Source organism: Spiroplasma endosymbiont of Polydrusus pterygomalis (genome assembly GCF_964030825.1).
Classification (GTDB): domain Bacteria; phylum Bacillota_I; class Bacilli_A; order Mycoplasmatales; family VBWQ01; genus Spiroplasma_E.
The window spans coordinates 1,294,541-1,320,520 of record NZ_OZ034964.1 but is presented as its reverse complement, the minus strand read 5'-3'; the positions used below and the strand labels follow the sequence as shown (position 1 = coordinate 1,320,520).

25 protein-coding genes and 1 pseudogene are annotated in these 25,980 nt (G+C 23.9%); 24 read left to right on the top strand and 2 right to left on the bottom strand.

The window, feature by feature from the left end; all coding sequences use genetic code 4:
• The first annotated feature begins 445 nt into the window (after positions 1-445).
• Positions 446-2,278, top strand: coding sequence for an HsdM family class I SAM-dependent methyltransferase (locus ACQH25_RS06605; protein ID WP_425381214.1), 1,833 nt, complete (start codon positions 446-448; stop codon positions 2,276-2,278).
• Entirely contained in the window at positions 2,278-3,363 is a 1,086-nt protein-coding gene (locus ACQH25_RS06600) for a restriction endonuclease subunit S (RefSeq protein WP_425381213.1), read from the top strand. Before ACQH25_RS06605 ends, ACQH25_RS06600 begins: the two co-directional genes overlap by 1 nt.
• A gap of 678 nt (positions 3,364-4,041) precedes the next feature.
• On the opposite strand, the gene ACQH25_RS06595 is transcribed toward ACQH25_RS06600, so the two are convergent.
• Both ACQH25_RS06595 and ACQH25_RS06590 read right to left on the bottom strand, forming a co-directional pair.
• A complete protein-coding gene (locus tag ACQH25_RS06595; protein ID WP_425381212.1) occupies positions 4,042-4,971 on the bottom strand; it encodes a hypothetical protein in 930 nt (309 codons plus the stop codon).
• 134 nt (positions 4,972-5,105) lie between these two features.
• A pseudogene (locus ACQH25_RS06590) lies at positions 5,106-5,195 on the bottom strand (IS5/IS1182 family transposase); the annotation flags it as partial.
• Between the two features lie 521 nt (positions 5,196-5,716).
• Between ACQH25_RS06590 and rpmE the strand changes: the two are divergent.
• The 22 genes from rpmE (at position 5,717) to atpD (ending at position 25,975) form a co-directional block, all read left to right on the top strand.
• A complete protein-coding gene (gene rpmE, locus ACQH25_RS06585) occupies positions 5,717-6,046 on the top strand; it encodes a 50S ribosomal protein L31 (RefSeq protein WP_425381211.1) in 330 nt (109 codons plus the stop codon).
• Positions 6,047-6,239: 193 nt separating this feature from the next.
• A complete protein-coding gene (locus ACQH25_RS06580; RefSeq protein WP_425381210.1) occupies positions 6,240-8,210 on the top strand; it encodes a hypothetical protein in 1,971 nt (656 codons plus the stop codon).
• Between the two features lie 17 nt (positions 8,211-8,227).
• The gene (locus ACQH25_RS06575) at positions 8,228-9,253 is read left to right on the top strand and encodes a DHH family phosphoesterase (RefSeq protein ID WP_425381209.1); all 1,026 of its coding nucleotides are present in this window, start codon (positions 8,228-8,230) and stop codon (positions 9,251-9,253) included.
• A gap of 24 nt (positions 9,254-9,277) precedes the next feature.
• Positions 9,278-9,868, top strand: coding sequence for a thymidine kinase (locus ACQH25_RS06570; protein WP_425381208.1), 591 nt, complete (start codon positions 9,278-9,280; stop codon positions 9,866-9,868).
• 15 nt (positions 9,869-9,883) lie between these two features.
• Positions 9,884-10,981 carry a peptide chain release factor 1 gene (gene prfA / locus ACQH25_RS06565; protein WP_425381207.1) on the top strand — a complete coding sequence of 366 codons (1,098 nt, stop codon included), beginning with the start codon at positions 9,884-9,886 and terminating at the stop codon, positions 10,979-10,981.
• Positions 10,982-11,000: 19 nt separating this feature from the next.
• A complete protein-coding gene (locus ACQH25_RS06560; RefSeq protein WP_425381206.1) occupies positions 11,001-11,402 on the top strand; it encodes a hypothetical protein in 402 nt (133 codons plus the stop codon).
• Positions 11,403-11,426: 24 nt separating this feature from the next.
• The gene (prmC, locus tag ACQH25_RS06555) at positions 11,427-12,266 is read left to right on the top strand and encodes a peptide chain release factor N(5)-glutamine methyltransferase (protein ID WP_425381205.1); all 840 of its coding nucleotides are present in this window, start codon (positions 11,427-11,429) and stop codon (positions 12,264-12,266) included.
• A gap of 245 nt (positions 12,267-12,511) precedes the next feature.
• A complete protein-coding gene (locus ACQH25_RS06550) occupies positions 12,512-14,281 on the top strand; it encodes a hypothetical protein (protein ID WP_425381204.1) in 1,770 nt (589 codons plus the stop codon).
• 229 nt (positions 14,282-14,510) lie between these two features.
• Positions 14,511-15,056 (top strand): L-threonylcarbamoyladenylate synthase, encoded by a 546-nt coding sequence (locus tag ACQH25_RS06545; protein WP_425381203.1) that lies wholly within the window; start codon positions 14,511-14,513, stop codon positions 15,054-15,056.
• A 25-nt stretch (positions 15,057-15,081) separates the two neighbouring features.
• Positions 15,082-15,705 (top strand): hypothetical protein, encoded by a 624-nt coding sequence (locus tag ACQH25_RS06540; protein WP_425381202.1) that lies wholly within the window; start codon positions 15,082-15,084, stop codon positions 15,703-15,705.
• Positions 15,706-15,788: 83 nt separating this feature from the next.
• Entirely contained in the window at positions 15,789-16,046 is a 258-nt protein-coding gene (locus ACQH25_RS06535) for a hypothetical protein (RefSeq protein ID WP_425381201.1), read from the top strand.
• Between the two features lie 41 nt (positions 16,047-16,087).
• Positions 16,088-16,780 (top strand): hypothetical protein, encoded by a 693-nt coding sequence (locus ACQH25_RS06530; protein ID WP_425381200.1) that lies wholly within the window; start codon positions 16,088-16,090, stop codon positions 16,778-16,780.
• 63 nt (positions 16,781-16,843) lie between these two features.
• A complete protein-coding gene (locus tag ACQH25_RS06525) occupies positions 16,844-17,428 on the top strand; it encodes a hypothetical protein (RefSeq protein WP_425381199.1) in 585 nt (194 codons plus the stop codon).
• 1,242 nt (positions 17,429-18,670) lie between these two features.
• Complete coding sequence (gene upp / locus ACQH25_RS06520) at positions 18,671-19,297, top strand: uracil phosphoribosyltransferase (RefSeq protein WP_425381857.1); 627 nt, start codon at positions 18,671-18,673, stop codon at positions 19,295-19,297.
• A 257-nt stretch (positions 19,298-19,554) separates the two neighbouring features.
• Positions 19,555-19,707 (top strand): hypothetical protein, encoded by a 153-nt coding sequence (locus tag ACQH25_RS06515; protein WP_425381198.1) that lies wholly within the window; start codon positions 19,555-19,557, stop codon positions 19,705-19,707.
• Positions 19,708-20,517, top strand: coding sequence for a F0F1 ATP synthase subunit A (locus tag ACQH25_RS06510; RefSeq protein ID WP_425381197.1), 810 nt, complete (start codon positions 19,708-19,710; stop codon positions 20,515-20,517).
• Positions 20,518-20,543: 26 nt separating this feature from the next.
• Positions 20,544-20,840: an ATP synthase F0 subunit C gene (gene atpE / locus ACQH25_RS06505; protein WP_425381196.1), complete on the top strand. Its 297-nt coding sequence runs from the start codon at positions 20,544-20,546 to the stop codon at positions 20,838-20,840.
• A gap of 23 nt (positions 20,841-20,863) precedes the next feature.
• Positions 20,864-21,391, top strand: coding sequence for a F0F1 ATP synthase subunit B (gene atpF / locus ACQH25_RS06500; protein WP_425381195.1), 528 nt, complete (start codon positions 20,864-20,866; stop codon positions 21,389-21,391).
• 13 nt (positions 21,392-21,404) lie between these two features.
• Positions 21,405-21,947 carry a F0F1 ATP synthase subunit delta gene (locus ACQH25_RS06495; protein WP_425381194.1) on the top strand — a complete coding sequence of 181 codons (543 nt, stop codon included), beginning with the start codon at positions 21,405-21,407 and terminating at the stop codon, positions 21,945-21,947.
• Between the two features lie 12 nt (positions 21,948-21,959).
• Positions 21,960-23,543 carry a F0F1 ATP synthase subunit alpha gene (gene atpA / locus ACQH25_RS06490; RefSeq protein ID WP_425381193.1) on the top strand — a complete coding sequence of 528 codons (1,584 nt, stop codon included), beginning with the start codon at positions 21,960-21,962 and terminating at the stop codon, positions 23,541-23,543.
• 24 nt (positions 23,544-23,567) lie between these two features.
• Positions 23,568-24,419: an ATP synthase F1 subunit gamma gene (gene atpG, locus ACQH25_RS06485; protein ID WP_425381192.1), complete on the top strand. Its 852-nt coding sequence runs from the start codon at positions 23,568-23,570 to the stop codon at positions 24,417-24,419.
• A gap of 17 nt (positions 24,420-24,436) precedes the next feature.
• Positions 24,437-25,975 carry a F0F1 ATP synthase subunit beta gene (gene atpD / locus ACQH25_RS06480; RefSeq protein ID WP_425381191.1) on the top strand — a complete coding sequence of 513 codons (1,539 nt, stop codon included), beginning with the start codon at positions 24,437-24,439 and terminating at the stop codon, positions 25,973-25,975.
• The last annotated feature ends 5 nt before the right edge of the window (positions 25,976-25,980 follow it).

Here is a 25,980-nt window from a genome sequence, read left to right as displayed (position 1 = left end):
GTAATATTTACTAAAATTAATTAAACATAGTTATTTTTGTAAGTTACACAGATTACTAAACGTTACCTATTACTTTTAAATAGAATTACTTCTTTGTTTTTTGTTATTATAAGTTTTAAAGGAAATCTTTTTCATATTTTTATCAGAAATTACATTTGCTATTTTTTATGCATATATGCCTTTTCTCTTAAAATATTTGCTTATTTTATCTTATTTTCTAAAAGATTTTAAATAGGTTTTAACAATAAAAACAAATAATCAACAGAAAAAATAAAATTATGTCTTATAATTAAAAATAGTAATTAAAAGTTAGAATGATAGATATATTTGTTTTTATAGAATTAAAGATTAGTTATTAGTTTAGGAAATTCTAAAATATTAATTAACATATTTTAAGATTTTATTACATTTATATTTAAAATTTAAGTTAAATAAGGAGAAAATAGTGAAAAAAACAGAAGATCAAGTTAAGGAAGAAATTAAAAATATAATTGGAATTTCAGTAGGTCAGCATACTACATTTAAAGAATTAGGTTTTAATTGGACAGATTTAAAAAAAATAAAAGTTGAAATACAAAATATGAAAAAAGAATTTAATATTAATGAAAAAACACTATTAAGTTTAGAGCCTGATGGATGATATTTTGATGAAAAAAAATCTTGTTCAATAATTGTAGAAGCAAAAAATAGTTTACAAAAAATTGATTCAAAAGCTATAAATCAATTAAAAAAATATATATTAATTGCAAAATCAAAATATAAAAATGTAATTGGAGTTCTATACAATGGTATTGAAAATAAAGTATTTTGAAATTTTAATGAGTATATAGATGAAAACTTATTGGGAATGACAATTAAAAACAAAGAATATTATTTAGATATTCCAAATAATAATTTAATTGATAAAAATAAAATTTATGCTGCTACTAAAACAATTAATGATATTTTACATTTTGATTTTCTGATTAAAAATTTAAATCATAGAATGATTTGAACAGCATGTATTTTAGTAGCAAAAAGATTTGGTTGTAACTATAATATTGATGATTCAATTGCTACAATCAAACATAAAACTATAGAAACAATACATAAACAAATAGAAGAAGAATTAAAAATAAATAGTAAATTAAATAAACTAGAAGAAACATTTAAATTAATTCAATATCAAGAAAATGTTGATATAAATAAAAAAGAACTTTTTATTAATTCTATAAATAGTATATCTGAAAATATTGATTCAAAAAATTGAAATGGTGAAGATGTAATGGCTATTTTTTTTAATGAGTTTACAAGATATAAAGGAAAAAGTGAAAATGGTCAAGTGTTTACACCAGACCATATAACTTCTTTAATGTATAAAATTACTAAAACAAATATGAATGATAGAGTGCTTGATGCATGTTGTGGTTCAGGTTCATTTTTAGTTAAAGCAATGTGTAACATGATAAAAGAAGCTGGTGGAAATAAAACAAAAAAATCTTTAGAAATAAAACGGAATCAATTATTTGGTATTGAAGTGGATCCGGAAATTTATGCATTAGCATGTGCAAATATGCTTATTCACAAAGATGGTAAATCCAATATTAATTGTGATAATGCATTGTCCCAATTAATGGGAAATTGAATTAAAGAAAAACAAATAAGTAAAGTTTTAATGAATCCTCCTTATGAACAAAAAAGTAAACCAATAGCTATTCTTGAAAATGTTTTAAATAATGTTCAGAGAAATGCAACATGTGCTTTTTTATTACCTAATAGTAAATTAAGAACAAATTGAAAAAAAGTTCAAAAAATTTTATGAACTCATAAATTAACTCATATAATAAAACTTCCAGATATTTTTCAAAATATGGCTTCAACAGGTTCTGTTTCTATTTTTATTTTTAATGCTCATCAACCCCAAAATAACGAAGAGATATTTACTTGTTGAATAAAAGAAGATGGTTTAGTAACAGTCAAAAATCAAGGTCGTCATGATATAAATAGTATTTGAAAAAACGATTTAGAAGATTATTGAGTGGAAGCAATAAATAAAAAACAAGATATAAGAAATAATACTGTGAAATGAATAAAACCTAATGAATTTTTAGAATATCCTGATGAAGAAATTAAATTTGAAATTTTTCATGAAGATTTTAAAAAAACCGTTTTAGAAAGAATTTTTTTTGAAAACCCTGATATAGCTAAAAAATTTGAACAAAAATCTGGAAATAATCCAAATGGCTTAACTCAAAGTGATTGAATTGTCTATGCTTTAAAAAATAAAGGTGAATTATAATGAAATTATCAGAAAATATTAATAAAAAAAATAAAATGTGTTTATCTTCATGAAAAGAATTTTGTTTAAGTGAATTATTTGATATAACAGGAACAAAAACAACGCCAAAAAAAGATTTGATTAAAAATTTAGGTCTGTATCCTTATGTTACGACAGCTTCTAAAAATAATGGTGTAGAATTTTATAGTAATATTTGGACTGAAGAAGGAAAATGTCTTGTTGTTGATTCTGCAGTAGCAGGTTATATGTCTTATCAAGAAAAAAATTTTTCTGCTTCTGACCATGTTGAAAAATTAGTACCCAAGTTTTTTATAAATAAAGAAATTGCAATGTTTATTTACTGTGTATGAAATTCTAATAAAATGACAAAGAAATATTCATATGTTTTAAAAGCAAGTCAAACACAATTAAAAAAAGATACAATTTTTTTGCCATCAATTAATAATAAACCTGATTGGAAATATATGGAAAAATTTATAGTAGATATTCATAATAAAATTTTTTTAAATTTACGAAATTTATCAATTGATATTAAAAATAAAGAGATGATTTCAACAAATAATTGAAAAGAATTTGGATTTATAAAAATATGAAAAGATTCAACTAATAATGTTAAATATAAAAATTTAAATGGTATTTTTGAATTAAATAGCACTTTGTCGGGTATTGATAATAATAAACTTATTAATATAAATTCTAAGGAATTTAATTTAGTAACACGAACAGATATTAACAATGGTATTTTTAAAAAAGTAGGTCATCAAAATAAACCAATAGACAAAGGAAAGTGTATAACAATAGGTTTAGACACACAAAGTGTTTTTTGACAAGATGAAGATTTTTACACAAGTCAAAATGTTAACATTATTAGACATGAAAAATTAACTAACAAATATATTGGTTTATTTATAGTATCATCAATAAGTAAATTAATTAAATTAAATTTTCGATGAGGGAATAAAGGTGCAACTTTATCAAGATTATGTAATTTAAAAATTAAATTACCTGTTAATAAAGATGGACAACCTGATTGAAAATATATGGAAACATATATAAAGTCGATACCATACAGTATATATCTATAAAATTAAATTATTACAATTGTATTTTTCTCATTACCTCATGAACTATTTATATTTAAATTAGGATTTTCTTAGCATTTAAATATTACATAAGGGGCGAAAAACCAAATTTTATTTAAAAATTGAAAAGGAATTAAATAAAAAAACAAAACAACTAAATGATAATAAAAAAAATAGATAATCATAATGTATCAGATAATTCTAATAAAAAAATTGAACCAATTTTTGATGATAAAAATATGGTAGTGCAATTTGGAGAAAAAAAGTAAACATTATTTAAAAAATATGTTGACTTAGTAATGAAAAACCTTTTCATAAAAAAGTTCCTATTTTTTAATATAGAAACTAAAGTTTTTAAAGATCATTTGAATTTGTGTTTATGTTTAATTTTTTTAATTATTTTGTTCTATACAAATAAAAGTAATTTTATTATATACTTTTATTTTATGTTTTAACATTTATTTACGTTAAATATTTTAATTAAAAATTAATATTTACATTTTTTGTGATTTATTACTAGAATTTTAATATGGTTTTATCAATTATTTTTATTTTCCTTTTTATATATTTTTTTTCTTTTGATAATCATTTAGTTATAAAAATTGAACACTTTCCTTAAAATATTTTTAACACAAAACTTATATTTTGTGTCTACTTATCTTAGATGTTCACAACGTATAATTATGGAATAAGTCTAAATAAAGAATTATTTGTAATAAAATAAATTTTTTGATTTTCTCCAAAAATAAAATATTTTATTTTATCCTTTGCAACAAATATTTCATTAAAAATTTCTTCTTTCGATTCACTAATATTTTTATAAATTTTATTTTTATTTGTTATATAAACATTGTTTTTATTATCAATAATTAAGTGATTATAAGTCATTTTTGGAGAAAAAGAAAAGCAACTTGAAAAATCATTGCTAATTTTATTGATACTATAATTGTTGCTATTTTGACCAGCATAGACATTATTATTACTATCAACTTCTAAAATATCAATATCACCAATAACATTTATTTTTTCTTCTTTGTTCAAAATTGTATTATATTTGTAAACAAAAGATCATCCACCAATATAAAGATTACCTTTTTTATCAATGGTTAAAACATTTACTTCTGTATTTGAATAATTTATTATTTCTGTGTAAATTTTATTTTTTATATCATATTTATATACTTTTGAATCATATAAGTAGTAAATTATATAATTATTTTTATCAATACACAAAGATTTAATTCTAAATCTAATATCCTGCATTTTACAAATTATTAAAAGTTGATTTAATTTTGCATCATATTTTAAAATTTCTCCATGAACATTTCCAAAATAAACATTATCATCTTTATCAAAAATTATATTACTAAATACAGGACCATTGGTATTTCCAATTTTTTCTTCTTCATTTTCATTTTTATACTTAAAAACATCACTATTATTTATATTAGTAGTATAAATATTGTTATTTTTATCAACATTAATTTTTCCAGTAATATAAGAAAAATTAGTTAAAAATTTAAAATGACTATTTTCATTACAAGCAAATAAGTTTATTGTTCCTGTTAAAATTATACTAATTGCTCCTAACATACTAAATATTTTTTTCATATATCTTACCTTTCCTAAATTTTTAACATAATTTTATTTTATAGTGTTTTTTAATAAGTTTTAAAAATAAGAATTAGCTACGATTAAGTAACTCTTTTAAGTTTAATATTATTCTTATTAGAATTGGTACAAAACTAAAATAATAGTCCTAAATTATAAATTGAAGCTATTAAATTAAATCTTTTTCTACGATTTTTATATTTTTTAGTTACAATTCTAAATTTTTAAAACATTTTTCTTTTCTTATTTAGTTAAATTTAAGTTTGCTGTCGTAACAATAGTAGATACTATAATTGGAACTTTTAATGTATTGTTTTAAGAGTTTTGATAGTATAAGATTTTACAACTTTAGCACCATCTCCAATTTTATCCATAATGGCTACTTAACAAGTTCCATCAGAAATTTTAAAAATAGAAAATGGTTTTTTCTGGATTTAATTGACAGCATTTAAGTGAAGTTACCTTGTGGGTCTAAATCAATAAGTAAAACTCGTTTTTTTCTATGCTTAAAAAAGCAAATAAATATTAATGATAAATATTTTTTTATTTTAGTAAATTATCCTGTAAAAAAAATGTGTTCTAGTGCAATTAACTAGATATCATTAAATTTTAAATTGATAGAAACTAAATTGCTTTTTAATACTAGTAAGTTTTTGTATTAATATTTATTTGCTTTTTTATATTGTTAATGATATTATTTTTAAGTACTTTTTATTAATAGTAATTTTATAAGTGAGGTGAAACTATGGCAAAACCAAATATCCATCCAGAATACTTTCAAACTAAAGTAACATGTATAACATGTAGTAATAATTTTATTAGTGGTTCAACGAAGGGTAAAGAAATTCGCGTTGATACATGTTCAAGTTGTCATCCATTTTATACTGGAAAACAATCATTTGTTTCAGCAAAAGGAAGAGTTGAACGCTTTAATACAAAAGCAAGTAAACAAGCTGAAATAAAAACAAAAACTGTCGGAGCAAACAAACCAAAAACACAAAACAATAAAACGATTGTATTAGAAACAGCAAAAGATGTTCTAAAATTAACTGATACTAAACAAGTTAAAAAATAATTTTAATTAAAGTAGAAACTATATTATTAGTTTCTTTTTTTTGTATTATTACCGTAAAATTATTTACAACCATTTTTAATATTAATTAAGTTAAAATATTATATATATATTATCCAATAAATATACAATGTAATTTTGATTGGATAACTAGTATAATTATATATTATGTAACTTTAAGGTAAGGAATGGTTTTATGGAAAAATCATCTCAATTTAATAAATTAGCAATAAGTCAAGGTATCAAATATTGTTTATCTGAAACTAATAACCTTAAATTTAACATTGTTAATTTATCTGTTGAAAAAGCGGTAAAAAATTGAAGTTTTGAAGGAAAATATCCTACTTGTTTAGCAATTTTTAGTAATGATGAAGATAATAATGAAAAATTGATTAATGCTTTAGCTGGCAACACTACTATTATCGAAGGTAAAATCTTAATTAATGATCTTGATGTTACTTATAATAGTACTGCCTTTGAACGAAAAATAGTTTATGTTAGTATGCAACTACAAGGTTGAAATAAGCTTTTTAGTATTCAACATAACCTAGCAAGAACAGCATTTGCTAATAAACCTTTTTTACAAGAAATCAGTAACTTTAATCAAAAAATAAAGATCGATATTGAAAATTTAAAAAATACTGGCTTAAACTTAGATAGTGGTTATTTTAAAGATAAATTAATTAATATTATTATTAATTTTATTAATGAAACACAAAGTACTCGTGATAATTTTATTAAAGAATATCAATATCAAATTAATCATTTTCATAAAAATTTTGCTAAAGAAAAATTTAACTTCCCTGGTAGTGAAAAATTAATAGATATTTTAATTAAAAAATTTACTGCTGAAGAAGCCAATATTATTGCTAATAATAACTTATTATTTTTACAATCATTACAAGATCGTATTTCTAGTTTAGAAAGTTTAGTTGGACCATGCTTTTGTGGGTGTAAGCCACCCAGAGAACGAAAATCAGAATTTCAATTACGTGAAATTACTTTTGTTATTAAAGAGATAAATAATTATTTAAATCGCGAAATTAGTGCTACGAGAAGTGAAATTAGAACTACTTTAAAAACTTGTAACAATTATAATCAAAGCTTTAATAATGAACTTAATCATTTACTTTCATATCAACAAATAAAATGTACTCGTGGTCAAATTGATCAAACTTTAGAACAATGAATTGATTTAGCAGAAGTACAAAGAATTAAATTTAATATGAAGCAAGATTTTGTGGCAATGCAACTTTTACCAGATGAAATGTATTTACTTTTGAAAAATATTAAAGATGAAATTAAAATTTATCATGATAAAATTTTAAAAGATCCTGAGTTGCAAGATAAAGAAATATATCAACAACAACTACACACTTTATATTCACAGTTAGTTGATGTTCGTGATTTAATTGGTGAAAATATTGTTATGATTTTTGAAAATTTAGAATTAAGTCATTTATTACCATTACGTTTAACAAAGTTAACAATTGTCGAACGACAATTAATAAAAATTATTCAACAATTAATTGTTCCAACTAAAGTTTTAATTTTACATAATCCATTTGAACTTTTAAATAATGATAATAAAGAACAATTAGCAAATTGAATTAAAAAATTACAAAAGTTTTTAAAAATAATAATTTTTTTTACTACTAATAATCAAGTTGATATTAATTTATTAGCAACTGATGTTACTGTTATTGAAAATGAAATAATTATTCAGCAAGGAAATGTTAGTGAAATAATTACTAAACCATTATCTTTAAACTTATTAAAAGAAATGAATGAACAACATATTAATATTGCCAAAGGAGTATGAAATGCTCATAATTTATATTTTTATGATGTCAATTTGGGAAAATTTAATAAGAAAACTGCTTCGACAATTGCTTTTAAATCAAATAGTATTTTGTTTAGTATCAAAAAACCAAAGTTTACTTTTTTTAAAAATACAATTATTATTAAAGGTGTTATTAAAAACATTACTGAGGTTAATGAAAAAGAAGCATATTTATCAATTGAAACCGCTAATGGTGAAGAGTTTGAAGTTTTAACAAATAACAATAATAATTTTGAAATAGGAACTATTGGCTGAATGAGTATTACTAAAAACTCGATTTTTGTTTTTGATGATGAAACTAAACAATTAATTGGTACATGATAGAAAGGTAGTAATATTTTATGAATATATTTAAACAACAAGCACAGGAAATTTATCAATTAATAAAAATTAGTAACCCGATTATTATTCATCGTCATATTAATCCTGATGGTGATGCTTTGGGAACACAGTGAGGATTAAAAAGAATTATTGAAGATAATTTTGAAAATAAAAAAGTATTTGCTCCTGGTGAAAACAATGAACAAATGGCATCATTTTTTCCATCGCCAACTTTTGTTAAAAAAGAAGATTATCAAAATGCATTAGTAATAGTTTGTGATACTGCTAATCGCGAACGAATTAGTGGTGAGTTTTGACAAGAAGCAAAAAAGATAGTCAAAATTGATCACCATCCTATTATTGATAAGTATGGTGATCTTAATTTAATTGAAGAAACAGCTTCTGCTGCTTGTCAAGTAGTAGCAAAATGAGCGCAACTACTAAATTTAAAAGTTTCTGCTTTAGCAGCTAGGGATTTGTTCTTTGGTTTAGTTACTGATTCTGGTCGATTTTTATATCGTTCTGTTAATGAAGAAACTTTTCAAATTGCTAGTTTTTTAATTAATAAAGGTTTTAATTTATTAGATTTATATCAAAGTTTATATATCCAAAATTTAAAAATTGCAAGATTAAAAGGATATATTTTATCAAATTTTAAAATTACTAATAATGGAGTTGCTTATATCGTATTTAGCGATAAAATAATTAATGACTTACAAACAATAATTATTAATCAAAATAAAATGTTAAATATTAAAGATGAAGTTATTTTAAGCCAAGAGGATTTAACTAGTCAAGTTAATGTTATGTCAAATATTGCTGGTATTAAAATTTGATTAATTGCTGTTTATGATCAATTTAATAGTAAAATTAAGATTAGTGCTCGTAGTGCTAAATGAATAATTAATGATGTTATTGCACAATTTGGTGGTGGTGGTCATCAAACAGCAGCAGGAGTATATTTACAAAACATTGATGAAGTCGAAAAATTACTTGATAGTTTAGATAAAGTTGCTAGTAAACCGCCACACTTAACAAGTAATTAAAAAGTTAGAGATGGAGTAGAAAAAATGTATAATCGTTATAATGAAGGATGAATTGAAGTAATTACTGGCTGCATGTTTGCTGGTAAAACTGAAGAATTTATGCGTCGTATTAATCGTTTACAATATGCTAAACGCAAAGTATTAGTTTTTAAACCAGTGGTTGATGTTCGTTATGATGCCAAAAAAGTTGTAAGTCATAAAGGAGTATCAATTATAGCAACGGTAATTGATGATCCAATGCAAATATTAAAATATGTTGATGCAACAGTTGAAGCAATTGCTATTGATGAAGTTCAATTTTTTAAACCATCAATTATTGAAGTAATTAAAACATTAGCCAATCAAAATAAGCAAGTTATTGTTGCTGGATTAGACCAAGACTTCCGTGGTGAACCATTTGCTGTTACTAAAGAATTATTAGCTTTAGCAGAATTTGTAACTAAATTAGATGCTATTTGCGTTGAATGTGGTAAAGCAGCAACAAGAACGCAACGTATTATTAATGGTCGCGAAGCTAGATATGATGATGAAATTATTTTAATTGGTGCCCAAGAACAATATGAAGCACGTTGTCGTAGTCACCATCGTGTTTTAATAAATGATCAGAAAAAATAAATCAGGTGTGAAATTATGAATCAAAAAACATTAGAACAATTAATGCAACTTGCTAAAAAATATCATGAAATTGAAAAACAATTAGAAAATCATAGTGCAATTACTCGTGAAAAATATACTGAATTAAATAAAGAACGTAGTCGTCTAGCACCAATTATTGAACAATATGGAAAATATCAAAAAATTAATGATGAAATAATTGAAACCAAAAAAGCATTAGCAACAGAACAAGATCAAGAACTTTGTGAAATGTTTAAAACAGATATTAAAACAAATGAAGTTGCATTAGCAAATGCAGAAAATGAATTAAAACTAACATTAATTTCCAAAGATATTAATGATGATAAAAACGTTATTATTGAAATTAGAGGTGCTGTTGGTGGTGATGAAGCAAATATTTTTGCTGGTGACTTATATCGCATGTATAATAAGTATTGTGAAATTCAAAAATGAAAAATTGAAACAATTGAAGCAAAAGAGGCAGTAAATGGTGGTTTTAGTTACATCGCTTTTATAGTTAAAGGTAAACATATATTTGCTAAATTAAAATTTGAAGCTGGTGGCCATCGTGTTCAAAGAGTTCCAAAGACTGAATCACAAGGACGAGTTCATACTTCAATTGCTACGGTTGTCGTATTACCAGAAGTTAATGAAGTTGAAATTAAAATAAATAATTCTGATTTAAGAATTGATACTTATCGTTCGAGTGGTGCTGGTGGCCAACATGTTAATACTACTGATTCAGCGATCAGAATTACTCATATTCCAACAGGAATTGTTGTGACTTCACAAGATGGACGAAGTCAGCATGATAATAAAGATAAAGCAATGCGAGTATTAAGAGCTAAGCTTTATGAAAAAAAAGTTGAGGAGGAACAAGGAAGAATTGGTAATTTACGAAAAACTGCTGTTGGTAGTGGTGATCGTTCAGAAAAAATTAGAACATATAACTATCCGCAAAATAGAGTAACTGATCATCGCATTGGTTTATCTCTATTAAAATTAGATCGGATTATGGAAGGTAATATTGATGAAATTATTATTGCGCTAATAAGTAATGAACAAAAAGAAAAATTAGAAAATATTGATGAAAATATTACCATATTAAAATAAAAAAAGGAAGAAAATTATTATGAATTTTAATATTTTAGATACTCGAACAAAAATTTTATTTTTAATATCAGTTATCTTTTTATATGTAACATTAGGAACATTTATTGCAACAATTATTAGCGGTGGTATTATTCATATTTTATTTTTAGTTTTAACATTATGATTTGCTAGCACCGCTAGTTTGATTTTTCATTATGTATTATGAAAAAACTTAGAATTTTTGCAAAATATTAATACTAATAATATTAATAACTTTGGTTTTATTATTAGCATTTGCAGTTATATTATTCTTTTTCCAATTATTTGTTTATTAACAATTACTTTCTTATTTATTTTTAGTATTATTATTTTAATTTTAATTATTAATAATTTAATAAAAAAAATGTCAAAAAAGAATAATTCAAATGTTAATTTTCAATAAATATTTATTTTGGAGTAACAATTAATGACTTATAAAGATTATCTTTTATTAGCAAAAAAAATTAATAAAAAGAATGAACAAATTAATAAGATAATTTTATTACAGTTTATTAATAAAGATTTATCATGATTATATGCAAATCTTAATCAAACAGTAACAACAAATTTTTTACCATTATATTTAAAAACAATTAAAAAAATTGTTGCTGGCTATCCCTGACAGTATATTGTTGGTTATCAGTGATTTCTTGATCGTAAGTTTATTGTTAATAATCGTGTCTTGATTCCTCGTAGTGAAACTGAAGAATTAGTTAAAAATGTTTTTGTTTATGCACAAAACATTTTTAATAATGATGATTTAACAGTTTTAGACTTAGGAACAGGCAGTGGTGTCATTGCTATTAGTTTGGCTTTAAAAAAATCTAATTGAGATGTCATAGCGAGTGATATTAGCAATAATGCATTAAATATCGCTAAGATTAATAATGATCATTTTAATCTACATAATATTAAATTTATTGAAAGTGATATCTTTAACAATCTTAAAGACTACAAGTTTAATATTATTGTTGCCAATCCACCATATATTGATAAAACAGCAAACAATTTTTTAATTGATAATTTACAATATGAACCAGAATTAGCTTTATTTGCTGCTAATAAAGGCTTGTATTTTTATCAACAAATCTTTCAACAATGTCATCTTGTTTTAAAACAATCATTTTTATTAGCTTTTGAATTTGGCTTTCATCAAAAAGCAGCATTAAACGATCTTATTAAAAAATATTTACCACAATGTAACTATCAATTTGTTAAAGATATTAATAATAAATGAAGAATGTTATTTATTTGGCACGCATTATAACACATAAAAACAATTTTAGAGTAATAATTTTGTCACTCACAAGGTGACTATTTTATTTTTTAAAAAGGAAAATTTTATTTAACCTTTCAATTAGGATAATGGGGGCAGTTTTAATGTGGCGTATCATTGAAATACTAAAATATTTTCAATATTCTTGTTCAGTTAATATACCATTTCTAATGCAAAAATTTAATGTTACATTTCGAACTTTGCAGAGAAACGTTGCTTTTATTAATAAACTATTAATGAAAATTAGTAATTGTAATATTGTTAGAAAACATGAACAATTTGTAATTAATGGTGACAATGAAATAATTGCAATAAATACTTTGCTTGCACAATTTATCCACACACCTAATGAATATCCTTTTGTGACAATGAGTAATTTATTCTTAATGTTTGTATGACAAAAAAAACATTTAACTAGTAAATGACTTATAAATAATATAAGTAATACAAATAAGCATAATTTAAAAAAAGATATTGTTTATTTGAATAATTTTTTAGCTAACCAAAATTTAAGATTAAAAGTAAAATTTGAACATAATAAGGGTTTTCGATTAGTTGGTTATGAACAACATTTACGATTTATAACCGCTATTATTATTATAGAACGTATTGGTAAAGATGAAAATCTTTTCCTAACTGATGATAAGGTCCTAACTTATATATATAAAAAAATAAAAATTATAATGATTAATATCGGTTATAAAAAATATTATGATGAACAGTTGATATGATTTTTAACAATTAATGTCAGAAGAATTAAACTTAATTTTTTTCTTGAAAAAAATAACGAAATTGAATTTAGTTTAAGTTTAAATGTCAAAAAAGAAATTAAAGAATTTATATTAATAATTGCTAAAGAATTTGATATTAAGTTTGATCAATTTGAAACTAATTATTTTAATTTTGTTTGCTTACTTAATATTAAAGTTGATATTCAATTATTTCCAAATATAACTTCAGAAATTGACAATATTACTCAAAAAATATTTTCCTTTATTACTTGTCAATATCAGGTGCCTTTATATTGAAATGTTTTTAAAAGTATTTTGAATAGTTTTCTTAGTGATAATTGATTCAAATTACAATTTAATTATTATCGTGATATTAGTTTTGATTTGGAGGATCTATTTAAAATAGAAAGTGATTACCAATGAGGACAACAACTACTTTTTATTATAAATTCACAATTAAAAAATGATTATTTTCCTAACCTTAATCTTTTAAGAAATAAATTTTTGATGACTACTTTTCATAAAAGTTTTATAGAAAATGAAAACTGAAATATTCCCTTATGTATATTTTTAATTGATGACTCCTATGCTAAAGTTCAAATAAATTCATTTATAAAAGTAAACTTTTCTAATATTTTAATTATTTCCCAAAAAAATAACTTAAATAATAGTTTTAAACTGCACTTACTAAATCAAAAACCTTGCATATTAATTGAAAAGGTAAATATCTATAATAATTATCATTTAGATAAATATAAAAATATTACTGTCATTATTATTAATGAGAATTCGTGAAATTATCGATTAGAAAAAAATATTAATGAAAAAATAAAATGAGTGATGTTAAAAAGAATTCAACATTTAATTACGGTGTTTAATTTTTATCTCCAAGAAAAATTTTATAGTATTAAGTCTATTTTATGAGCATTTCAAAAAATATTTATGAAAAAATATAATTTGAATTTAGAATTTTTAGATATTGATGAATGCTCAATAATTAAAAATTATATTTATGAAAAAATATTATTAATAAATCAATTAATACCTGTTCCAAATTATAATTTCCCTATTATCCTTTTATATACAAAAATCCCTTTAATATTTCATAACAAATTTAAAATCAACTTTATTTTTATTTTATTTACTAATAAAAGCAATACTCAAAATTATAATTGAATACATTTATGAATTTCTTTATTTAAGAAAATGATCAATACTAATATTAAAAGTATTAGTCATATTTATAAAATAATACAATCAATCATTACAATTTAATGTTAATTTCCTCTACATTTTTATGTAAAAACATCTTTAAACTTATTGTTAAAGATGTTTTTTACACATAATTTAATTTTTTTTAATAAAAATATTTTTTTGTTGATATTTTATTATAATATATAGGTATTCATATCAGCATCTTTTTCTTGTTTTTTCTAAGATAACAACTATTATATTTAAAGTAATAAGTGTATAATTTAGTTAAAAATTTTAGAATGGTGCTTTCATGATAATTTTTCAACAAAATCAAATTAAAGAAATTAGTGAAGTCATTATTAATGGCGAAATTGTTGCGTTACCAACAGATACTATTTATGGTCTTGCTTGTAAATTTAATGATGATAAAGCTATTAATAAAATTTATCAAATTAAGAAGCGTAATTATAATAAACCATTATCAGTTTTAGTAGGCAGTTGGGAACAAGCTAAAATTATTGGTGTAATTAGTGAAGAATTACAATCATTTTTACTAAAAAATTTTAATGTTGGTAAAGTTACTGTTATTGTGTTGAAACAATCTAGTTTGAATACTCAATATTGAATAAATAAAAAAACAATAGCAATTAGAGTTAGTGCTTCACATTTTATTCAAGAATTAACAAAATTAACAGGCCCTTTAGTAGCTACAAGTTGTAATTTAAGTAATCAACAACCAATTACTAACTATCATGATATAAACTTCCCTACTTTAAATTATAAAGTAGCAGGTGAGATTTTAGATAATAAGCCATCAACGATTTTTGATAGTTTTAATGATAAAATTATTAGATAAGAGTATTAAAAAAGGAGATAATATTATGAATTGATGAATAATTTTAATTATTATTGTTTGTGTAGCAATATTAATTATATTAACAACATTAATACTATTAATTAGAAAGAATAAACAGAAAAAAATATTAAAAATTACTAATGATATCAATAATACATATCAAAATTTAAAAATTAAACCATTAAAAACTAAAGAGTTACCGGTCTCAATTGCAGAGATTAAAGAGGATATTTATTATAGTGGCAAAGTTATTTTAGGTCAATATCAACACCTTGCTAAGATTTCTGGTCAAAATATTATCTTGAAAACTACAGCTGATGTGGCTAAAAATGCTAACAAAAAAATATTTTTACGTTATAAAGTTAGAGATATTAATTTTATAAAATCATCAGATTTTATCCCCTTAAATCAAATTGATTTATTAATTTCTCAAAAAAATATTTATTTTATTGATCCTTTTGAACCACAAATAATTTCATTGACTAATGTTAATAACATTACATTTTTTTGAGAGAAAAATAAGTATATAAAAAATAAACAAAAATATATTGGTATCGAAATTAATTTTAAAAATAAACCTTTATTTTTTCTTTTTAATACATATGAGGAAGCTATTAATTTTACGACACATGTTATGAAGTTATGATAATTAACGTTTAATAATTAAAAATTTTGCTTTTTTTATGAAAATGATATAATTATAGAAAATATACTATTATTAGGAGCAATATTATGCCAAAAAAATCTTTTAAATTTAATGCTTGAAAGTTTATACAGTTTACTGGCTTTTTTTTAATTATTTTAGGTATTATTTTTTCTTTTTCTTCTTTTAAAGTTACTTTATTATTATATTTTGGTTTAGTATCAGTATTAATAGGTTCTATTAATATTGTTATTTATTATATTTTTATTGGAACAAACAGTTATCAACGATATTTAAGAAAACAAAGTAAACAAAGTAACACTAAGTTAATAATTGAAAATAAATAAAACATATTAAAATAAAACTAAGAAAATACTAGGTGAAAACTATGACAAAAATATTAAAAATATTGAAAGCATTCGTTGTAACAAGCACTGTTTCTTTGTCATTAGTTGCATGTAGAGGAGAAAGAAATCAAGTTTACGTTGATATTAGTAACATTACCATGGAAATGATTAATGCTAAGGTTAGTTTAAATAATGGTGAAATTTATAATACTGCTTTACATCAATTCCAAATAAATATTGAAAATAAAATTAATAGTCTTATAACTCAAGGCAGAGAAGCAAAATATTATGTTGATTTTAAAATTAAAATTGCTAATCATGGCATTTATGATAAAATTAAAAAACTTGAATTACTTGATATCAATGTCTCTGCAACAAGTGATAGTAAAGTTTTAAAAGGTAATTTTAAAGCAGAAGTAAATTTAGTACCAAAAGCAGTAGATATTAGTAACATTAATATTGATAAGCAAGAAACAAAAATTGTAGTTAATACTACTACTTTTGAACAAGCGATTAATGGACAGTGTTTATCATTGATTCAAAATAAAATTACTAATCTTGTTGCAACTGCAAGACAGGATAATGATTATGTTGTTAATGTTGAAGGTCATCAATTAACAGAACAAATCGCTAAACTTGAACCTGTTCATATTAATGTTAATGCCGTTGAAGATGATTATCACTTTTTATTACAAGGTAGTTTTACTTTTATTTTAGTTCTTGTTGCAGTTTAATTTATATTTTTAATTCAAATAAAATTTACTATTAGTATTAACATAAAATAATCGGAGACAAAAATGACAGAGATAGAAAAATTATTAGTGATGAACTATGAAAATGCTTGTAATTATTTAAAGAACAAATATGGACATGTCGCAAAAGATTATTTTATGGATGAAACAATGACAAAAGCAAAAATAAGGCAATCTATCAAAAGAGGTAAAGAGGGTTTATATATTCATCATATTGATGAAGATAAGGCGATTAAATTATCTACACCAAAATATGCGCAACTTGCACCATTTACTTTTCAAAAAGCGAATAGATTAGTTTATTGCAATTTATTAGAACACTTGGTTTTACATATTAAAATAGTTGAATCTACTAAGTCAAAATATGGTTGTGGAGGAATTTATGCATATATTGTTCCCGAATTAAATGATATTTATAGTGGTATTCAATATCAACAACCATGAAAGCAAAAGGTTAGTACAATTATTTTACCATTAAAACAAGATTATCTTAAGTGTATTAAAAAGTTAGTAGATCTTGATTTTCCTTATCCGTTACTTAGTTCTTTTAATGATAAATTTCAATTATGAGAAAGTAAAAATAATAATCAATTATATAATGAAATGAAAAAATTAGGTGTTAAATATTAAAATAATTAATATTATCAAAAAATAATTTCAAAATTTTTCATATCTTTTTATATAAATATAAAATTTTAATTTTTTAAAGCGCTAAATATTGCGTTTTAAAGGCTATTAACGTATTGTTTTATTTTTTTAATATTAGTTTATTAATTTAATCTTTTTGTTACTGATTTTATTGAAAATTTATTTAAAAATAGATGATAACAACTGGCAATAATTTTCATTAGTTTTTAATTTTTTTAGATGATTATGATGAACAGTATATTATTTCATGAATTAAGGACCTCCAGTTTTATTTTTATTTTCTAAAATTAATCTTATGTTTGCAAATTGTTCTTTACTGATAACTCCAATAATATATATATATATATATATATATTATTTTAAAATAGACAAATTATTGAATAAAGAAAGCATGTAAAAAAAATAATAAAAATGAAAAAATGAACAATGTATTTCAAAATTAAAATATTGCCATTGTTCATTTTATTACAAAATTTAATGAGAAATTAATCTAAACTAGTAATTTCATAAATTAATAAAAACATTAAAATTAAAATTGAAAATCTAATTTTGTTAATTTATTGAGATATACTCATTAATTTTATTTATTAATATTTTGTTTTTATTACTAATTATTAATTAGTACTTATCTTTTTGATGAGATTTATTAAAAAAATCATTTTATTAAGTTTAGATATTAGTAAATAATTAAACTGATTATCTCTTAATAAAATAATTACAACTTTTATTATTTATATAACTAGCATTAAAAGTTTTAAATAAAATGAGTTTATTACTTGACTAGTAATTGGTAAAATAAATATCACTTAAAGTTTATATCTGAAAAAAATAATATACAATAAACATTTTTATAAAATACTTGTTGTTTGTTTTTGATGTTTAAATATGAAATTAAATTATGTGATTAATTTATAAATTTTGAAAAATTACTGTTAATGGTAACACTTGTATTAAATCTTGTTACAATATAATCTGTTATAATTAATGAGTTAATATCTTGTTTAAAATAAATAACAATTGCTTTTTGTTAATATTTAATTTCACTTTTTGGAAATTATTAATTAATAATTAATAGAAAATTTTGATTTAATATTAATATTTTATTGTTATTTTATTGATTTCTAAATTAAAAGGCGTAAAATTTCATATTAGTATATATTTTAATTATTGAAAGTATACGGCATTAAAGATAAAGGAGTGTTTTTAGTGGAAAATAGTAAAAATCTGTTTATTGTTAATCATCCTTTAATACAAGATAAATTAACAAGAATTAGAAATCACTTAACCCAAAAAAAAGATTTCAAAGAGAATTTAACCGAAATTGCTACCTTGATGGCTTATGAAGTATTTAAGGATCTTCCACTGGATGAAATTGAAGTAGCAACACCCATTACTAAAGTTATTGGTAAAACATTAACTAAAACAATTATTCTTTCTCCAGTTTTAAGAGCTGGATTAGGAATGATAAATGGATTTGAATATCTAGTACCTAATGCAATTGTTAGTCATATTGGTTTTTACCGTGATGAAGAAACTTTAAAACCACAAAAATATTTTTTTAAGTATCCTAAAAATATTAAAGATATTGAACATGCATTAGTGTTTATTTTAGATCCAATGCTTGCTACTGGTGGTACTGCTGATGCTGCCATTAAAGAATTAAAAAAAGTAGGTTTTAAAAACATTACTTTAGTTTCTATTGTTGGAGCACCAGTAGCAATAAAGAAGATTAATGATAATCATCCTGATGTTAAGATTTTTTTAACAGTTTTGGATAAAGAATTGAATAATGTTGGTTATATTGTACCTGGTTTAGGTGATGCTGGTGATCGTATTTTTGGAACTAAGTAAATAATTTAATGAAAAAAATAAGAAATAACCTTCTTCTTTCAATACTTTTTACAATGCTATGCTATTGATTATTAATTAATGTAGGATTAATTATAACTGTTATAATTAGTACAAGCTATTGATTATTAATTACTGGCTTTAATATTGGTTTTATCGCGAGCATAATTGGCTTATGCTTTTTATACTTAGCATCAAAATGATTAACCAGTAAAATACACTTAAAACAAACCCTTGCATATTTTGGATTTTTATTAAGAATGTTAATTTATGGTTCAATTATAGTTTTGAATATTTTCTTTAATTTTGCTAATATGTTTACTATAATTGTTGGAATGTCGATGTTAATGGTTGCTACTATTACTGCATCATTGTGTGTATATCACAAAAATAATTTAAAAGAAGGAATTTAAATGAATAGTTTAGTTGGACTTGAAAGTTGAAATTATTTAAAAATTATGCCACAGTTGATAACAATTTTAATAACAACAGTTTTTATTAGTGTTATTAGTTATATTTATTATTACAAAGTAAAGCGAATGAAAGCTGATGAAGATCCAAGAGGTATTGTTTTAGTTGTTGAATTGATAATTAAAGCAGTTGAAAAAATCGTTGTTGATGTTCTAGGTATCAAGTATAAAAATTTAACAATTTATTTATTATATGTCATGGGTTATATTTTAATTGGTAATTGATTATCAATTATTGGTCTTGAACCACAAGCATCAAGTTATACCGTTACTTTATCAATGGCATTAGTTACTTTTATTGGAATATATTATATTGCTATTAAATTTCAAAAGTTCTTATTTTTAAAAAAATTTATTATTAATCCTTTAGAATTAATTACTCAGTTTGCACCACTAATTTCTTTATCTTTCCGTTTATTTGGTAATATTTTAGGTGGTAGTATTATTTTAGCAATGCTTTATGGTGTCACTGGTGAAATTTGAAGTAATATTCCAATTATTGGTCAAGTCAATTTATTAATTGGTGTCATTGGCCCATTCTTACATATTTATTTTGATTTATTTACTGGAAGTATTCAAGCTTTAATTTTTGGGACCTTAACTCTTGTTTATTGGAAATTACAAATGGATGAAGGTTCACCGAAAGCAGAACTTACTATTAAATTGCCAAGAAAACTTCGTAAACAAGGTAAACATCATTCAAATCATGAAGAAGAAATTTATAATGATCGTTTAATTATGGAACAAAAATAACATTTAAAAAGGAGAATTTATTTATTATGGAATTATTAACAACAGTAATGACACATTTATTACATTATTTTAATCATTTAGTAACCGATCCTCAATCTTTAGTAAGTTTAAAATTTGTTGGAGCTGGAATTTCAACTATTTCTTGTGCTGGAAGTGGAATTGGCCAAGGTTATGCTGCTGGTAAGGCTGTGGAAGCTGTTTCTCGCAATCCCGAAGTAGAATCAAAAATTAGAACACAATTTGTTATTGGAGCAGCTATTGCTGAATCAGGAGCTATTTATGGTTTAGTTGTTTCTTTAATTTTAATATTCGTAGCAAATTAAATTATTAAAAAGTAGGTGATTTTATGAATTTTAATTTCAATGATTTAGTTTCGGGTGATGATATTGTTAATCAATTATTTCCCAATCTTCCTGTCTTTATTGCTCATATTTTTGCAACAGTAATTTTGTTAATGGTACTTTGAAGATGAGTTTATGCTCCTTTTCGGAAAACATTACATGCACGACACTTGGTAATTAGAGAAAAACTTGATGATGCTGCTAGTAAGCAATCGTTAGCTAACCAAGATCGTGGTGAAGCTAGTCAAATCCTAAAAGCTGCTAAAATTGAAGCGCAAGAAATTATTGCTAATGCACAAAATGATGGTTATAATAAACGTAAACAAATTATTGATAAAGCACAAGAAGAAAGTATGCGAATTACTAATCAATCAAATCGTGATTTAATTCGTGCTCGTAAAGAATTAGAAGCAAAAATTAATGAGGAAATTAAAGTAGTAGCATTAGAAGTTACTAAAGAAATTATTGGCGCCGAAATTAATGCTAAAAAACATGAACAATTAATTGATGATTTTATTAAAAATTTAAAATAGTGGAGAAGTTTAAATGTTGGATGAAGGATTAGCTAATCAATGAAGTAATGGTCTTTTTCAATTAGCTCGAGAAATTAAAAAAATTGCTCAATTTGCTGAAGAAAGTAATAAATTAATTGATATTTTTTCTACGTTTCCAGAATTTATTAACATTGTTAGTAGTAGTAATTTAACTATTGAAATACGTAAACAGATTATTAACGAAACTTTTAAAAACTATATTGAACCATATATACTAAATTTTTTTCTATTATTAATTGATGAACATCATTTTCAATCTGTTCGTCTCATTTTAAAAGAATTTCGTAAATTATGTAATCAATATCAGGATATAAATTATGGCATTATTTATTCAGTAATAGAACTTTCAAATCAACAAATAAATCAAATAAAATTGAAAATTGAAAAAGTCATTAATCATAAGATTAAAGTAGTTAATAAAATTGATAAATCATTGATTGGTGGCGTTAAAGTTAAAGTACGAAATCAAGTTTTTGATGGTTCAGTTAAAGGCCAAATTGATCAATTAAAACAAAAATTATTAAGTCATGAATAGAGGTAAAAACAAGTGTCCTTAAATGTTAATCAAATTTCAGAAATTATAAAAAGCCAAATTAAAAATTATGGTAAAAAAATTAGTGCCAATGAAGAAGGAAATGTTGTTACTGTTGGTGATGGAATTGCTTTAATTCATGGCTTAGATCGAGCTGTTAATGGTGAATTAGTATTTTTTCCTAAAGCTAATGTTTATGGTATGGTTTTAAGCTTAGAAGAAACTGCTGTTGGTGTTGTTTTAATGGGTGATGATACTGATATTAAAGAAGGAGACATTGTTAGTAGAACAGGTAATGTTGTAGAAACACCAGTTGGTAATACTTTGTTAGGAAGGGTTGTTAATGCATTAGGACAAAAAATAGATGGTAAAGGTCCAATTAAAACTACAAAAACTAAACCAATTGAAAGAATAGCTTTAGGTGTGATGACTAGAAAGTCTGTATCAGAACCATTAGCAACTGGATTATTAGCAATTGATGCTATGATTCCAATTGGCAAAGGACAAAGAGAATTAATAATTGGTGATCGACAAACTGGAAAAACAACAATTGCGATTGATACTATTATTAATCAAAAAGGTAAAAATGTTTTTTGTGTTTATGTTGCTATTGGCCAAAAAGCTTCAACTGTTGCGCAAATTGTTGATAAATTGACACAATTAGGAGCAATGGAATATACAACTATTGTTGCTGCTAATGCTAGTGAAGTTGCTCCTTTACAATATATTGCTCCTTATACTGGCGTAACGATTGCTGAAGAATGAATGGAGCAAGGTAAAGATGTCTTAATTGTTTATGATGATTTAAGTAAACATGCCGTTGCTTACCGTGCCATTTCTTTATTATTAAGAAGACCACCAGGAAGAGAAGCTTATCCGGGAGATGTATTTTATCTTCATTCTCGTTTATTGGAACGCGCTGCTAAATTAAGTGAAAAACATGGTGGTGGTAGTATTACTGCCTTACCGATTATTGAAACACAAGCAGGAGATATTTCTGCCTATATTCCTACTAATGTTATTTCAATTACTGATGGTCAAATTTTTTTAATGTCAGAATTATTTAATGCTGGTATTCGTCCCGCAGTTGATGTTGGTTTATCAGTTTCACGGGTAGGTTCATCAGCACAAATTAAAGCGATAAAACAAGCGGGTGGTACCTTAAAATTAGAATTAGCACAATTTCGTGAGTTACAAGCTTTTTCACAGTTTGGTTCTGATTTAGATGAGAACACAAGAGCTATTATTGAACATGGCAAACATGCTATTGAAATTTTAAAACAAAAACAAAATGAACCATTAAGTCAAATTGATCAAGCAATTATTTTATTAGCAATTAAAAATAAAGCAATCAAATGATTACCAGTAGAAATGATGGAATCTTTTAAAAAAGAGGTAATAAATTATTTTCAAAAACAACAACGTAAGAATTATTTAAAATTACAACATGATCAAGCATTTAGCGAAGAACTAGAAAACAATATTAGCCAAGGAATTATGCAAATTGTTTATAATTTAGTTAATAAATTAAATGACTACAACCCAAAAGTATATGGTAGTGTTGAAGAATGGGAAACATTAACTAAAGCATTGAAGTAATGCAGTAAGGTAAGGTGAAATATCATGGCTCAAAGTATGGAACAAATTCGTCAAAAAATTAAATCAGTTAATACTAGTTATAAAATTACTAAAGCAATGCAACTAGTATCAACAGCTAAATTAAAAAAAGTAGGTAAGAGAATTGAGACGATTAAACCTTATTATTCTGAAGTTTACGATACATTCCATCAATTAATACCTAAATTGAATAATTCAATTTATTTAAAAGCAAAAGATCAAGTTATTAATAAAACAATATGAGTTGTTTTTAATTCTAATTTAGGGCTATGTGGTGGTTTTAATAATAATTTAAATAAATTAGTGCTTGAACAATATCGGCCAATAGATGAAATTGTTGTTATTGGTAATAAAGGAGTTTCATACTTTACTAATCATCATTGTAAAATTATCCAATCTTATACTGAAATTAACATTCAATCATCATATAATGATTCGCAAGAAATATCATTATTATTGCTTTCAAAATTTAATAATAAAGAAACTGATGCTATTAAAATTGCATATACCAGATATATCAATACAGTAACAACGATTCCAACAGTTATTGATTTATTACCAATAACTGTTAATAAAACTGATAAAGAAAGTAATTTAATTCAAACTGATTTTGAACCAGATGCCAATACTGTTATTAATAGTGCTTTTCCCTTATATGTTGGTGCCATTATTTATGGAGCATTAGTTGAATCACAAGTATCAGAACAAGCATTACGACGATTAGCAATGGAAAATGCTTCAAAAAATGCCAAAGAAATGAAGGATAAATTATTAATCAGTTATAACCATGCCCGTCAAGGAGCTATTACCCAAGAAATTTCAGAAATTATTGGTGGCGCTGATGCCCAATCATCATAATAAAGGAGTCAATTAAGATGAAAAATGCAACTAGTAAAGAGAAAACGATTAGTGATAACAATGATACCAAAAAAGTTAATACTAAGATTATTGTTAAAACAAAAGAAAAAGTAAATAAAAAAGTAGTAGTTGTTAAAGCAAAAACTAAAACTAATATTGCAACTAAGAAAAATATTGGAAAGATTGTCCAAATATCAGGTCCAGTTATTGATATTCGCTTTAATGATAATAGTTTACCGAATTTAAATAACGCTATTAGTATTGATAATAATGGTCAAAAACTAATTGTTGAAGTTGCAAAACATATTGGTGATGATAGTGTTCGTTGTATTTCTATGGGTCCAACAGAAGGATTGTCTCGTGGTCTTGAAGCTATTGACTTAGGAATTCCAATTAGTGTTCCTGTTGGTGAAGAAGTTTTAGGAAGACTTTTTAATGTATTAGGAGAAGTTATTGATGATGGCAAGGAAATTAAAACGAAATTAAAATATCCTATTCATCGTATTCCTCCTAGTTTTGACGAATTACAATCAAAATCAGAAATTTTAGAAACAGGAATTAAAGTTATTGATTTATTGGCACCTTATGCAAAAGGTGGAAAAATTGGCTTATTTGGTGGAGCTGGAGTTGGTAAAACAGTTTTAATTCAAGAGTTAATCAATAATATTGCTAAAGAACATGGTGGTATTTCTGTTTTTTCTGGTGTTGGTGAAAGAACACGTGAAGGTAATGATTTATATTTTGAAATGCAAGAATCAGGTGTTATTAATAAAACAGCTTTAGTATTTGGACAAATGTCAGAACCACCAGGTGCTAGAATGCGTGTTGCCTTAACTGGTTTAACGATTGCTGAATATTTTCGTGATGAAAAACAACAAGATGTATTATTATTTATTGACAATATTTTTCGTTTTACCCAAGCTGGTAGTGAAGTATCAGCATTATTAGGAAGAATGCCTTCAGCAGTAGGATATCAACCAACATTGTCAACGGAAATGGGTGCTTTACAAGAACGTATTGTTTCAACAACACGTGGTTCTATTACTTCAGTACAAGCAGTATATGTGCCAGCTGATGATTTAACTGATCCAGCTCCTGCTACAACGTTTACCCACTTGGATGCAAAAATTGTTTTAGATCGTAACATTGCTGCATTAGGACTATATCCTGCTGTTCACCCTTTACAGTCTTCATCAAGAATGTTAGATCCTGCTATTGTTGGCCAAGAGCATTATGATGTTGCACAAAGAGTTATTGAAACAATTCAGCGTTTTTCTGAATTAGAACCAATTATTGGTATTTTAGGAATGGATGAATTGAGTGAAGAAGATAAAAAAGTAGTAGCCCGCGCTAGAAGAATTCGTAATTTTTGTTCACAGCCCTTTCATGTTGCTGAAAAATTTTCAGGGTTAAATGGTATTTATATTTCTGTTAGTCAAACTGTTGCTAGTTTTAAACAAATTTTAGATGGTGAATGTGATGATTTACCAGAACAAGCATTTTTATATGTTGGAACGATTGAACAAGCAATTGAAAAAGCAAATAAGCTAAAATAATTGAA